The following is a 13,404-nucleotide window of genomic DNA, read 5'->3' as shown; positions in this document are numbered from 1 at the left end:
GAAGCTCTCACCGTGATAAAGATCGAAGATTATCCGCTCACCCGGGTGCCGCAGGATAAAAGAGTGTCGTTTTTAAGCGTAGCCATCGTACATATGGGCATGCTGACCGCGTTGGATCAATTTATGCTCGGCGCCGTGCTCGGCAACGCCATGACGCTGATCGACGCCTTCAGTGCTATTTTCGTCGGCAGCCTGATCTTCGGCGTGGTGACCTACGGCCTGGGCCTGGCGGGCATGCGCGAAGGGATTTCCGGCAGTTTGCTGGCGCGCTGGTGCGGTTTCGGCCGTCTGGGGTCGGTGCTGATCGGCATGGTGGTGGCCGTCAGTCTGCTGGGCTGGTTCGGCATTCAAAACGCCATTTTCGCCAAGTCGCTCGACTTCGCGCTGGGCAATAAACTGGGCTTTGGCCTGGCCGCCGGGCTTTCAGGCTCATTGCTGACCATTCTGGTCGCGTTCGGCTTCAAAGCGCTGCGCATCGCCGCCCGCATCGCGGTGCCAATGTTCATCATGCTGGTGGCCTATATTTCGCTGACCGCGATTTCCGGCCACAACCTTCAGGAGATTATCCAACTCGCACCGCCGGGCAAACCGCTGACCATCAGCGCCGGCATCACCATCGTCGTTGGCGGCGCCATCGTGGCCAGCCTGATGACGCCCGATCTGACCCGTTACTCCAAAAACGGCAAGCACGTGCTCGGCGTTACGATCTTTACTATCGTCGCCGGTGAATTCGTGGTTAACGGCCTGGCGATCCTGATCGCCAAAACGCTGGGCACCGCAGACGTGGTGACCATCATGTCACAGGCAGCCGGCGGCGCTGGCCTGCTGGTGGTGGTGTTCTCTACCCTGCGCGTCAACGATCTTAACCTGTACTCCTCTTCATTAGGCATCGTTAACGCAGTGGAAGGCATCACCGGCAAAAAGCTCAAGTACACCTACACCACGCTGGCGATCGGCATTCTGGGCACCACGCTGTCAGTACTGGGCATTCTCGACCGTTTCGTCGACTTCCTGACGGTGCTCGGCGTCGTCTTCCCGCCGATTATCGGCATCATGCTGGTAGATTACTATCTGCTGCGCAGCCACCGCAAAATCCTGGACGAAAGCCGCCGCACAGGCCAGCTGCCGCAAGAAACACCGACTATTGGTTGGGCGGCGATCGTCGCCAGCATCATCGGCGGCGCCGTCGGCCTGGCGACCGAATGGGGCGTGCCGACGATCAACTCCCTGGTAGCCGCCAGCCTGCTGTATTGGGTGCTCAAACTGGCCTTCAGCCGGGCGCAAAAACCGCTGGCCTCGCAAAAGCCGCTCTGATTGCCGCTCGCGCGCGACGTCGGTTCAGATAATAACAATCAAAGGTGATGGGGATGGCACTGGTTCGTTCTTTGCGGATGCGCGACTTAGTGATTATGGGATTGCTGTTTATTGGCCCGGCGGCGCCGGTAGGATTGTTTGGCACGCTGGACGCCACCAGCGGCGGAGTGGTGCCACTGGTTTATGTGATTGCCACCGTGGTTATGGGCTTTACCGCCTGGTCCTATGCGCTGATGTCGCGGGCGGTGCCCAACGCTGGGGCGGTGTATGCCTATACCCGGGAAGGAATTACCCCTCGAGTGGGTTTTATCGCCGGCTGGATCATTCTGTTGGATTATCTGTTTATTCCGGCGGTGGCCTATCTGTTTAGCGGTATTTCGTTAAACGCGCTGGTGCCTGCGGTGCCGGTCTGGGCCTGGACGCTGCTGGCAGTCGTGGCAACCACGGCCCTGAATCTGACCGGGCTGCATAAAACCCGACGGGTCACCATGACGGTGTTGATAGCCGAGCTGATCGTACTGGCGCTGATTCTGGCCGGCGGGCTATGGGTGCTGTGGCAGCAGGGATTTAACCGGCCGCTGCTGGCGCCCTTTCTGGGAACGGAAGGCATCAGCAGCGGTGCCGTACTGACCGGCGTCTCCGTGGCCGTGCTCTCTTACCTGGGCTTCGACGCCATCTCCACGTTTGCTGAAGAAAACCAAGGCTCCCGCAATCAGCCCGGTCGGGCGACCCTGTGGTGCCTGATTCTGGCGGGAGCACTGTTTGTCGCTCAGACCTGGCTCGGGGCGCTGCTCAGTCCCTGGGACAGTCAGACGCTTGCGCAACAGCCTGAGCTTCAGGGTAAAGCCTATTATGTGATTGTCGGCGACACTATCTCTCCGTGGCTGGGCGATGCGCTGGCCTTTGTGAAAGCGCTGGGGGCGGCCTTTTCCGCCATGGTGGGCCAAGCGGCTGCGGGGCGGCTGCTGTTCAGTATGGGGCGTAGCGGCGTGCTGCCGGGTTCCCTCAGCCAGGTCGGCAAACGCAGCGGGCTGCCGGTGACCGCGCTGCTGGCCGCCGCCGCGGTCAACACCGTGCTGGCGGTAGTCGCCGCCAGCGTCGACAACGGGCTGTCGCAGCTGGTCTCGTTTGTGGATGTGGGGGCGATCTGCGGCTTTATTCTGCTGCACTGTTCGGTAATCGGCCTGTTTCTGGTGAAGCGCCGCCTGCGCAGCCTGCGCGCGCTGCTGGCCTGCGGGCTGGTGCCGTTGCTGGGGATCGCGGTGCTGGCGCCGGTGCTGTTCCATATTCACACCCCGGCGCTGGCGGCCGGGGCGCTGTGGTTGCTGGTAGGGCTGGTGGTGCTGTGGCGCCGTCGGGCGGCATTTTAAAGCAGCGGCCTCGTCGTTTAACGCAGCGGTTCGCGGGTGGTTACGCCATTCACCAGTCGGTTAATCCCCAGCGGGTTTTCATCCTTCAGGGCATCCGGCAGCAGCGCCTGGGGATAATCCTGATAACAGACCGGGCGCAGGAAGCGATCGATAGCCAGGGTGCCCACCGAGGTGCCGCGGGCGTCCGACGTGGCAGGCCAGGGGCCGCCGTGCACCATGGCGTCGCACACCTCCACGCCGGTGGGATAACCGTTCAGCAGCAGACGCCCCGCCTTCTCTTCCAGCAGATTCACCAGCTCGCGGCAGTCGCGCAGATCGTCCGGCTCGGCGATGAGCGTCGCGGTGAGCTGGCCGTGCATTCCCTGTAGCGCCTGCAATAACTCCCGTGCGCTGCCGGCCTCCACCGCCACGGTCGCCGGGCCGAACACCTCTTCCTGCAACAGCTCATCACCGCTGGCCAGCAAGGCGGCATCGGCCTTAAACAGCCAGGGAGCAGCCTGATTATCGTCACGCGCTTCGCCGGTCAGCGTTTCAACCTGCGGATGCCGGCTCAGCCGGGTAAGCCCCTGACGATAGTGCTGCAGGATCCCGGCATTCAACATCACCTGCGCCGGGCGGCTGGCCATTTCATCACGCAGCGCCAGCAGAAACTCGCTATATTCCGCCCCTGCCGCGCCGATAATCAGCCCCGGGTTCGTGCAGAACTGGCCGCAGCCCAGCACCACGGAATCCGCCAGCTCGCGGGCGATCTGCGGCCCACGGCGGCGCAGGGCTTCCGGCAGCAGAATGATGGGGTTGATGCTGCTCATTTCGGCAAATACCGGAATCGGCTGCGGACGGCTGGCCGCCATATCGAAAATGGCCCGTCCGCCGCGCAACGAGCCGGTAAACCCCACCGCCTGAATCAACGGATGTCTGACCAACACTTCGCCGATGGTGGTGCCGTAAATCATGCTGAACACGCCTGCGGGCATGCCGGTCTGGCGCGCGGCGCGGAGGATGGCGTCGGCAACGCATTCCGCCGTTGCCATATGGCCGGTGTGGGCCTTAAACACCACCGGGCAGCCCGCCGCCAGCGCGGCCGCGGTATCGCCGCCGGCGGTAGAGAACGCCAGCGGGAAGTTGCTGGCGCCAAACACGGCCACCGGCCCCACGCCAAGCCGCGCCTGGCGCAGATCGGGGCGCGGCAACGGCTGCCGATCCGGCAACGCCGTATCGATACGGGCTCCCAGACAGTCGCCGCGCCGCAGTACGCTGGCAAACAGCCGCATCTGGCCGCTGGTGCGCCCGCGTTCACCGCGCAACCGGGCCACGGGCAACGCCGTCTCCCGGCTGGCAAGGGCCAGAAACTCGTCGTCCAGCGTATCCAGCTCATCGGCAATGGCTTCCAGAAACCGGGCCCGATGTTCCGGCGCCAGGCGGCTATAAACGCTAAAGGCGCGACGGGCCGCCTCGCAGGCGGCGGCAGCCTCCTGTTCGGTGGCCTGATAAAAACGCCACGGCAGCGCTTCGCCGCTGACCGCGTCCAGGCTTTCCAGTACGGTATCTCCCTGGGCGCTGCGTTCGCTGCCGATAAAGTTGTATCCGGTAATCTTCATGACCTGATGCTCATCTCGTTAGTGTGAATGTCGGGGTAAGTTGTCGTCATTAACCACCCGCAAATAGAGGGTCGCCGGCTCCAGGCAGCCGCCGGTGGAAAGCTGGCCGACCATGCTGCGGTAAATTTCCTGCCATGGCGTCTGAGAAGGCGGATGCGTGGGCGTAAAGGCCGCCCGACGGCGTTCCATTTCGCTATCGTCAATCAGCAGATCGACCCGGCGCTGGTTAAGATCCACCCGCAGACGATCGTTGGTTTGCAGCAGCGCCAGCCCGCCGCCGACGGCGGCTTCCGGCGACATATTGAGGATCGACGGGCTGGCGGAGGTGCCGCTCTGGCGTCCGTCCCCCAGACAGGGCAGCGAGGTTACCCCCTGTTTCAGCAGCGCCGTCGGCGGCGCCATATTGACCACTTCAGCGCTGCCGGGATAGCCGACGGTACCAGCGCCGCGGATCACCAGAATCGAGCGGGCGTCAATCGCCAGTTCGGGATCGTTAATCCGCGCGTGGTAATCCTCCGGGCCATCGAACACGATGGCCCGCGCCTCGAAGCAGTTTTCCGCACCGGGTTCGCTGAGCCACGTTTTACGGAATTCGTCACCTACCACCGACATCTTCATAATCGCGCTGTCGAAGAAGTTGCCGCTCAGCACAATGAAGCCCGCCCGGTGTTTAAGCGGATTTTCCCAGTCGTGAATCACATCCGCATTGTGGTTGCCGGACTCGCGGGCAATGTCGCCAATGGCTTTGCCGCTGACCGTCAGGCAGGATTCGTTGAGGCGACCGGCTTTCTGCAATTCATGCAGCACCGCCGGAACCCCGCCGGCGCGGTGGAAGCCCTCCCCCAGATAGCGTCCGGCAGGCATGCAGTCCACCAGCAGCGGCACCGCTTCGCCCACCCGCTGCCAGTCATCCAGAGTCAGCGCAACACCGGCATGGCGGGCGATGGCGATCAGGTGCGGCGGACAGTTGCTGGATGCCCCCAGCGCCGAGGCAACGGTAATGGCGTTTTCAAACGCCGCTTTGGTCAGAATCTTCGACGGACGCAGATCGTCCCACACCATTTGGCAGATGTGTTTGCCGGTGCGATAGGCCATCTGCCCGCGCTCGCGATAAGGAGCCGGAATGCTGGCGCAGCCCGGCAGCGACATGCCGAGCGCTTCGGCCAGCGCGTTCATCGATAGCGCGGTCCCCATCGTGTTGCAGTGGCCGATGGACGGCGAAGAAGCGGTAGTCAGCTCCATGAAGCCTTCGTAGTCGATTTCGCCGGTGGCCAGCAGGTTGCGTGCATGCCAGATCACCGTGCCGGAACCAATCAGCTCCCCTTTATAGTGGCCGTCGAGCATCGGCCCGCCGGACAGTACGATGGCAGGCAGATCGGTGGTGGCGGCCGCCATCAGGCAGGCAGGCGTGGTTTTATCGCAGCCGGTGGTCAGCACCACGCCATCCAAAGGATAGCCGTGCAGGATCTCCACCAGCCCCAGATAGGCCAGGTTACGATCCAGCGCCGCGGTGGGACGGCGGCTCTGCTCGGCGATGGGGTGAACCGGAAATTCCATCGGAATGCCGCCGGCATCGCGAATGCCGGCCTTCACCCGTTCCGCCAGCGCCTGGTGGTGGCGGTTGCAGGGGGTCAGATCGCTGCCGGTCTGAGCGATGCCGATAATCGGACGCCCGGATTGCAGCTCCTCGCGGGTCAGTCCGTAGTTCATATATCGTTCGACGTACAGCGCCGTCATATCGGCGTGTTCAGGATCGTCGAACCAGCGCTGGCTGCGCAGTTTGGGTACCGGTTTATCCTTCATGATTTTTCTCTCTTATTAGTATGGCGCCCGGGGCGCGATGACGGGGTGACCGGCCGACGGCATCCTGAATCAGTGTCAGGTCGCGGCCGCGGGTTTCCACGGAAAGCCAGCTACCGGCGAGCGTAATGCCCCCCAGAACAATAGTGTATGCGGCCAGCACCCAGGGGGCGCCGTCGGCCAGTCCTGTGAGCCAGATCCCGAGTAGCGGCGCCAGTCCGCCGGAAAGCAGCGCGCCGACCTCGCGGGAAAGCGCCACGCCGGAATAACGGTAGCGGTTGCCGAATAGCTCGGTGAAGTGGGCGCACTGAGCCCCGAGCATGCTGTTGGCGCCGATGGCAAAACCGCCGACGATCGCCAGAGTGATAAGCCAGGGATTGCCGCTGGCGATCATCATCCAGGCCGGGAAGGCCCAGATCATGCAGAACAGCGCCCCGGCGCGGTAAACCCGCAACCGCCCCACGCGGTCCGACAGGGCGCCGAACAGCGGCGTGGTGATGACGCTCGCCACGCTGGCCAGCAGTACGGCATTGGTGCCGATCTGCGCGAAGGCGGCGCTCTGCTGGGCCTGGGTGGCGGCGTAGCCGGTCAGAAAGGCGATGGACACCGTGGCGTACAGGGTGGAGCTGCCGGTTTCCGCCATGCGCATCAGAATGGTGGCGGCCAGCGGACGTCGCGCGTCGCGCATGACCGCCCGCATCGGCGTCTTAATCACCTGCTGCTGGGTTTCCAGGGTCTTAAACACCGGGCTTTCTTTCAGCCTTAAGCGCACCCAGATAGCGACGGCGATCAACACCACGCTCAGCAGGAAAGGAATGCGCCAGCCCCAGCTCAGGATCTGCTGTTCGCTCAGCAACAACTGCATAACCCGAAAGGTGATGGTCGCCAGCGCCAGCCCGGAAAAAACGCCGATAAAGGGCAGTGCCGCATACCAGCCGCGGCGTTTCGGAGGCGCCAGCTCCGCCATCAGGGTGGCGGCGCCGGACTGTTCAGCGCCGGCGCCGAAGCCCTGAAGCAGCCGCAGGGCAACCAGCAGCACGGCGCCCAGCGGCCCGGCGGGCAGCAGGCCGATCAGCGTGGTGGCGACCCCCATCAGCCCGATGGTGATCAGCAAGACCAGTTTGCGGCCTTTGCGATCGCCCAGCGAACCGAAAAACAGGCCGCCGAAAGGCCGGGCCAGGAACCCGGCGCCATAGGTGGCGAAGCTTGCCAACAGCGCACCGGTAACCCCCAGCGAGGGGAAGAAAATATGGCCGAAGACCAGCGCCGACGCCAGCCCGTAAATGGCAAAATCGTAATACTCCAGCGCGCTACCAACGGCGCCGGTGAAGATTGCCCGCCGCAGCTGGCGCGGATCGGGCGTAGAAGAGTGATTCTGTACACGCATAGCATGCTCCTTCAGTGGGATTGCCTTACAGCGTGATTTCAGGATGGCGGGCGTTACAGCAGGCGGCGCCGGCTCAGATTGTCGAACAGCGCGCGCAGACCGAAGGTCCAGGGCGGTGCCTGGTCGCTGGTGGTGACCCGATTGCGCAAAGCGCCCAGCATCGGCGTGCCGATAGTGACGATATCGCCGGGCCGGTGGGTAAAACCGGCGCCGGGGCGATCCCGGTCCTGGGTGGGAGCGAACAGCGTGCCCAGGAACAGCGCAAAGCCGTCGGGATACTGGTGGTTGGCGTTCAGGGTCTGCCTGACCAGCTCTTCAGGATCGCGGCTAATGGCGCTCATGGCGCTCAGTCCGTGAAGCTGGAAACCCTCTTCGCCCTGAACCGTCAGTTCCACCTCGCAGTTGCGTACGTGATCCAGGGTAAAGCTGTCATCGAACAGGCGAATAAAGGGGCCGATGGCGCAGGAGGCATTATTGTCCTTGGCTTTGCTGAGCAGCAGCGCGCTGCGCCCTTCGAAGTCACGCAGGTTGACGTCGTTGCCCAGCGTCGCCCCCTGAATCCGGCCGCGACTGTTAACCAGCAGCACCACTTCCGGCTCCGGGTTATTCCAGCTGGAATGGGGATGAATGCCGATGGCGGCGCCGCTGCCGACACTGGCCAGCACCGGCGCCTTGGTAAAGATCTCGGCGTCGGGGCCAATGCCGACTTCCAGATACTGGGACCACAGGCCGCGTTCAATCAGCAACTGCTTCAGGGCGGCGGCCCGTTCGGAGCCGGGTTTGACCGCCCGCAGATCCGGGCCGGTGAGATCGTAGATACGGGCCCGCAGGCCGCTGGCCAGTTCACCGTCGCCGGCGGCCTGCTCCTCGATCACCCGCTCCAGCATGCTGTCGACGAAGGTGACCCCGGCGGCCTTAATCACCTGCAGGTCGATGGGGGATAGCAGGTACGGGCGTGCAGGGTCCGGCGCATCGCCGCCGTTGGCCAGCAGCTCACAAAGTGAGCCGATATGGCGTCCCTTTGTCTGGCGTATCACATCCCCGGGGTTTTCCAGTTCCAGAAGTCCGGCGACGGTGGCAGCCTGTTGCGAAATATCGAAGACGTCGTCGCCGCGAATAACTACCGGCGAAGGACCGGGACAGGGGCCGGGAACCCAGGCGCGGCCGATCAGGCAGCCGCGGGTTCCGTCTTCGGGCAGGGTGTTTGCAGGATTCAGAGCGATGGTCATGGGAGTTTCTCCTCATTGTTGTTGCCGTTACGTTATGCGGCGGGAGAGATAAACTCCAATGGCATTCATTCAGTCATCGATAACCAGGGGTTATCGGTTATTCAAGGGCGCACTATGTCTGATATGTCGTTTACCAGCTTCTGTCACTGGCTAAAGTTCCGCCATCTGTTGTTGATAGATACTCTTGGTCGTACCGGGAATATGCATCTGGCGGCCGAACAGATGAGCCTGAGCCAGCCCGCGCTCAGTAAAATGCTCAGGGAGATCGAGAACCAGTTCGGTTTCACGCTGTTTGAGCGCCTGCCGCGCAGTATGCCGCCCACGGCGCTGGGCGGCGAGGTGGTGCGCTACGCGCAGATTGCGCTCAACGATGCGCGGGGATTTGTGGCGCGCATCGACAGTCTGCGGGCCGGTGGCCACGGACACCTGCGGGTGGGAGGGATCTTCGCCGCCACGGCGGTGGCGCTGCCCCAGGCCATCATCAGTATCAAAAAGCGCTGGCCGCTGCTGGCGATTGAAGTGGTGGAACAGACCAGCGATCATCTGATGGAAATGCTAAAGGCACGCACCCTGGACCTGGCTATCGGTCGTTTTACCGAGCCTCAACAGCAACAGCTGTTCGACTTCCGCCCGATGGGGCCGGAACCGTTCTGCCTGGTGGTGAATCGCCGCCATCCGCTGGCCGGGCAGGATCGGCGCTACACCCTGGGAGAACTCCTGGCATGGCCGTGGATCCTCTACCCTCAAGGGACGCCGATTCGTCGCCAGATGGAGGAGGCCTTCGCGGCGGCCGGCGTTGCCACGCCGCACAATACCGTTGAAACCATCTCGATGCAGACCTTCCTTCAGGTACTACAGGGCGGCCCGATGATCGGCATGCTGCCGGAAGCCATGGCCGCCGCTCATCTGCACGGGGGACTGCTGAGCGTGCTGAACACCGATCTACGGCTGGCACCGCAGGAATATGGCGTACTGACCCGGCGCAGTGAACCGCTTACCGAGATCGCCCGGGAGTTTATGGCGCTGTTGCTGGAGCCGGAAACGTTGGCCGAAACGTAAGAGAGCTGGCTTCAGAACATGCCGCACCCGCCAACATCAAGTGTAACTCATTGACCAGCAGGATTTATCTTGCAGGGGGTCGCCGACCAGGATCAGGTCCGATATGCTGTAATACCCATGTCGCCCCCCGCTCACCCCGCCTATGAACCCCGTCACAAAATAGCAACCTAACAGTTACCCTGCTTACTAACAGACATACCCGTCAGCCATTATTAACCCATTGTTAACATAATCGATTTCCTACGGCTGCCGCCGATTGATGTGCCGGACACATCAATCCATGTGTAAATTGCACTTATTTACTCTCCCCCGTTCCTGCAGTCTCCAGAGCAGACGCAGCCAAAAGCGCCACTGACAAACTGGAGACAACCATGCACTCATCGACCTCACCCATGACAGCCCGGGGACGCGCCGGCGCGATACTGCGCGTAACCTCAGGCAACTTTCTTGAGCAGTTTGATTTCTTCCTGTTCGGGTTTTATGCCACCTATATCGCCCATACCTTTTTCCCGGCCAGCAGTGAATTTGCTTCGCTGATGATGACCTTCGCCGTCTTCGGCGCCGGCTTTCTGATGCGCCCCATCGGCGCGGTGGTGCTGGGCGCCTACATCGATAAAGTCGGCCGCCGTAAGGGGCTGATCGTCACGCTGTCGATCATGGCCGCCGGCACCTTCCTGATTGTGCTGATCCCGTCTTATCAGAGCATCGGGCTGTGGGCGCCGCTGCTGGTGCTATTCGGGCGTCTGCTGCAGGGCTTCTCCGCCGGCGCAGAGCTGGGCGGCGTTTCGGTGTATCTGGCGGAAATCGCCACGCCGGGCCGCAAGGGGTTTTACACCAGTTGGCAGTCCGGCAGCCAACAGGTCGCCATCATGGTGGCGGCGGCGATCGGCTTTGCCCTGAATGCGGCGCTGGAAGAGAGCGCGATCCGTGAATGGGGCTGGCGCATACCGTTCCTGCTAGGCTGCGCCATCGTGCCCTTTATCTTTGTTTTACGCCGCAAACTGGAAGAAACCGAGGAATTCAGCGCCCGCCGCAACCACCTGGCGATGCGGCAGGTTTTCCGCACGCTGCTCGCCAACTGGCAGGTGGTTATCGCCGGTATGCTGATGGTGGCAATGACCACCACCGCCTTTTACCTGATTACCGTCTATGCGCCGACCTTCGGCAAAAAAGTGCTGATGCTGAGCGCCTCCGACAGCCTGCTGGTGACGCTGCTGGTCGCCATTTCAAACTTCATCTGGCTGCCGGTGGGCGGCGCCCTGTCGGACCGCTTCGGCCGTAAGCCGGTTCTGGTGGCAATGACGCTGCTGGCGCTGGCTACCGCCTATCCGGCGCTGGCGCTGTTGGCCGCCACCCCCACCTTCTCGATGATGCTGAGCGTACTGCTGTGGCTGTCCTTTATTTACGGCCTGTACAACGGCGCCATGATCCCGGCGCTGACGGAAATTATGCCGACGGAAGTGCGGGTTGCCGGTTTCTCACTGGCTTACAGCCTGGCGACGGCGGTATTCGGCGGCTTTACGCCGGTGATATCCACCGCGCTGATCGAATTCACCGGGGATAAGGCCTCGCCGGGCTACTGGATGAGCTTTGCCGCCGTGTGCGCCCTGCTGGCGACGCTGTATCTGTACCGCCGTCGCACCTTGACCCTGCAAACCTCACATTAATCCCGCAGCCAGGAATGACATCATGCATAAAATTTATCCTTCCCTGATCGCCGCGCTGGTGCTTTCCTCCGCCAGCGGCGGCGCGCTGGCCAAAGAGGTCACCGTGATGATTTCAGGCGGTTTTAAGGCCGCGCTGGAAAAACTGGCGCCGCAGTATGAAACCCAAAGCGGCAACCACATTATTCTGGTATCCGGGCCGTCGATGGGAAAATCCGCCCAGGCGATCCCTAACCGCCTGGCGCGCGGTGAAAAAACCGACGTGGTGATCATGGTGGGCGACGCGCTGAAAAACCTGGAAAAAGAGAGCCGACTGCAGCCGGGTTCACGCGTGGAGCTGGCCGATTCACCGATTGGCGTGGTGGTTAAACAGGGACAGCCGAAGCCCGATATCAGCAGCCGCGACGCGCTGCGCGCCACGCTGTTGCAGGCCGGCTCCGTGGCCTATTCCGACAGCGCCAGCGGTCGTTACGTCAGCAGCCAGCTGTTTAAAACGCTGGGGATTGAAGTACAGATGAAGGATAAGGCGCATAAGGTGGAGCGCGTCCCGGTGGCGGGCGAAGTGGCAGGCGGTAAATACGCGCTCGGTTTTCAGCAGGTCAGCGAGCTGCTGCCGGTGCCCGGCGTGACCTTTATCGGCGAACTGCCGGACAGCGTGCAGTACATCACCCGCTTTGCCGGCGCGGTGACGGCGCACGCAGAGCATCGGCAGGAAGGGAAAGCGCTGCTGGATTTCCTCTCTTCACCAACGGCGCAGCAGACCATTGCCGCGACCGGGCTTAAATCTGTTCCGGCCGTGCAGACCGTTCAGCTGCGAGATACCGTTCAGTGATCAGTTGTTCCAGTTCCGCAGCCACATAGGACTGTATGCGTCCGCTGCGTTTGAGCAGCCCGACCGTGCGTGTTACCGCCGGTTCGGTCAGCGGCAGCTGCATCAGCACGGAGTGCTCTGCTGGAGGCATCGACATGGCGGGCACGGCGGCAATGCCGATGCCCGCCTCAACCATTCCCAGCAGGGTGGTCACATGCCGGGTTTCGCACAGGCTGGGACGCGCGGGAATTATATCCCCCAACGCCTGATCGAGCAGGTTGCGGTTGCCGGACACCTTATCCAAACTCACATACTCCTGCTGATAAAACTCGCGCCAGGTGAGGCCATCCCTTGTGGCCAACGGGCTGTCGCGCCGGCAGGCGGCCACATAGGCATCTTCCACCAGCGGTAAAAACTCCGTATTCGGCAGCGGGTTGCCGGAGAAACAGATGCCGAAGTCGGCCTGGCCGTTCATCACCGCTTCGATAACGTTGCCGACGCTGCTGTCGATAAGCTTTACGCGCACGCGCGGGTATCGCGCCTGAAACAGGCGGATCACGTCAGGCATAAAGTAATACGCCGCCGAGGGCACCGTCGCCACCGTCACCAACCCCGTCCGCTCCTGACTGACTTTACTGACGTCAGCCATCACTTCTTCAAAATTCGCCAGCAGCTGGTCGGAACGCTCGGCAAACGTCTGCCCGTACAGCGTCAGAGTGACGCGACGGGTGGTGCGCTCGAACAGCCGGGCGCCCAATGCCGCTTCCAGCTTTTCTATTCTGCGGCTCAGGGCCGACTGGGACAGGCAGATAGACTCGGCGGCGCTACGAAAGCTGCCGTATTCGACCAGCGCGCGAAACGCATACAGACCGTTAAGATCAACATTCACGGGCATAGCGGCAAGCAATCCTTATGACGAGAAATAACCGGGATAAAAATAATAGCGCCTTATCACGCCGTAGAGAAAGAGCGATTGGCCGGCCGTCATGCAAAAGACCGCCGATAGCGGTGGCCACCAACAAGAATAGTACGGTCACCCACCCACCCCGCCGGTGACCTGCGGAGTCAACGTCAAAACGACATACTCCGCCGACGCGACACTATTTTTTATTCATAACAGTGCGAGGCTTTCACACTACGCCCATGCTTTGAACGCAAAATAACAAGTAATG

General features: G+C 62.2%; 10 protein-coding genes. 5 read left to right on the top strand and 5 right to left on the bottom strand.

Annotated elements, in window-relative coordinates:
- Positions 1-12: 12 nt before the first annotated feature.
- Together HF675_RS03695 and HF675_RS03690 are read left to right on the top strand one after the other, a co-directional pair.
- A complete protein-coding gene (locus tag HF675_RS03695) occupies positions 13-1,314 on the top strand; it encodes a cytosine permease (protein WP_187044068.1) in 1,302 nt (433 codons plus the stop codon).
- Between the two features lie 53 nt (positions 1,315-1,367).
- Positions 1,368-2,684: an APC family permease gene (locus HF675_RS03690; RefSeq protein ID WP_222618803.1), complete on the top strand. Its 1,317-nt coding sequence runs from the start codon at positions 1,368-1,370 to the stop codon at positions 2,682-2,684.
- 17 nt (positions 2,685-2,701) lie between these two features.
- On the opposite strand, the gene HF675_RS03685 is transcribed toward HF675_RS03690, so the two are convergent.
- From HF675_RS03685 to HF675_RS03670, 4 genes are read right to left on the bottom strand one after another with little or no spacing between them, the layout of a single operon-like run.
- Complete coding sequence (locus tag HF675_RS03685) at positions 2,702-4,282, bottom strand: aldehyde dehydrogenase (NADP(+)) (RefSeq protein ID WP_187044066.1); 1,581 nt, start codon at positions 4,280-4,282, stop codon at positions 2,702-2,704.
- A gap of 18 nt (positions 4,283-4,300) precedes the next feature.
- Complete coding sequence (locus HF675_RS03680) at positions 4,301-6,085, bottom strand: IlvD/Edd family dehydratase (RefSeq protein WP_105232524.1); 1,785 nt, start codon at positions 6,083-6,085, stop codon at positions 4,301-4,303.
- Positions 6,075-7,469, bottom strand: coding sequence for an MFS transporter (locus HF675_RS03675; RefSeq protein WP_187044065.1), 1,395 nt, complete (start codon positions 7,467-7,469; stop codon positions 6,075-6,077). The genes HF675_RS03680 and HF675_RS03675 overlap by 11 nt, the downstream gene beginning before the upstream one ends.
- A 53-nt stretch (positions 7,470-7,522) precedes the next feature.
- Positions 7,523-8,698, bottom strand: coding sequence for a fumarylacetoacetate hydrolase family protein (locus HF675_RS03670; RefSeq protein ID WP_105232526.1), 1,176 nt, complete (start codon positions 8,696-8,698; stop codon positions 7,523-7,525).
- 114 nt (positions 8,699-8,812) lie between these two features.
- Here HF675_RS03670 and HF675_RS03665 point away from each other — a divergent pair, with 114 nt between their 5' ends.
- The 3 genes from HF675_RS03665 (at position 8,813) to HF675_RS03655 (ending at position 12,253) form a co-directional block, all read left to right on the top strand.
- The gene (locus tag HF675_RS03665) at positions 8,813-9,757 is read left to right on the top strand and encodes a LysR family transcriptional regulator (protein WP_187044064.1); all 945 of its coding nucleotides are present in this window, start codon (positions 8,813-8,815) and stop codon (positions 9,755-9,757) included.
- A gap of 371 nt (positions 9,758-10,128) precedes the next feature.
- Complete coding sequence (locus tag HF675_RS03660) at positions 10,129-11,424, top strand: MFS transporter (RefSeq protein WP_105232528.1); 1,296 nt, start codon at positions 10,129-10,131, stop codon at positions 11,422-11,424.
- 22 nt (positions 11,425-11,446) lie between these two features.
- Entirely contained in the window at positions 11,447-12,253 is an 807-nt protein-coding gene (locus tag HF675_RS03655; protein ID WP_187044063.1) for a substrate-binding domain-containing protein, read from the top strand.
- On the opposite strand, the gene HF675_RS03650 is transcribed toward HF675_RS03655, so the two are convergent.
- On the bottom strand, positions 12,201-13,127 hold the full coding sequence (locus tag HF675_RS03650; RefSeq protein WP_105232530.1) for a LysR family transcriptional regulator: 927 nt from the start codon (positions 13,125-13,127) through the stop codon (positions 12,201-12,203). The genes HF675_RS03655 and HF675_RS03650 overlap by 53 nt on opposite strands.
- Positions 13,128-13,404 lie beyond the last annotated feature (277 nt).

The organism is Serratia sp. JUb9, from assembly GCF_014298095.1.
Taxonomy (GTDB): domain Bacteria; phylum Pseudomonadota; class Gammaproteobacteria; order Enterobacterales; family Enterobacteriaceae; genus Serratia_B; species Serratia_B rhizosphaerae.
Note: the sequence above shows the minus strand (reverse complement) of the source record. Positions and strands in the feature narration are given on the sequence as shown.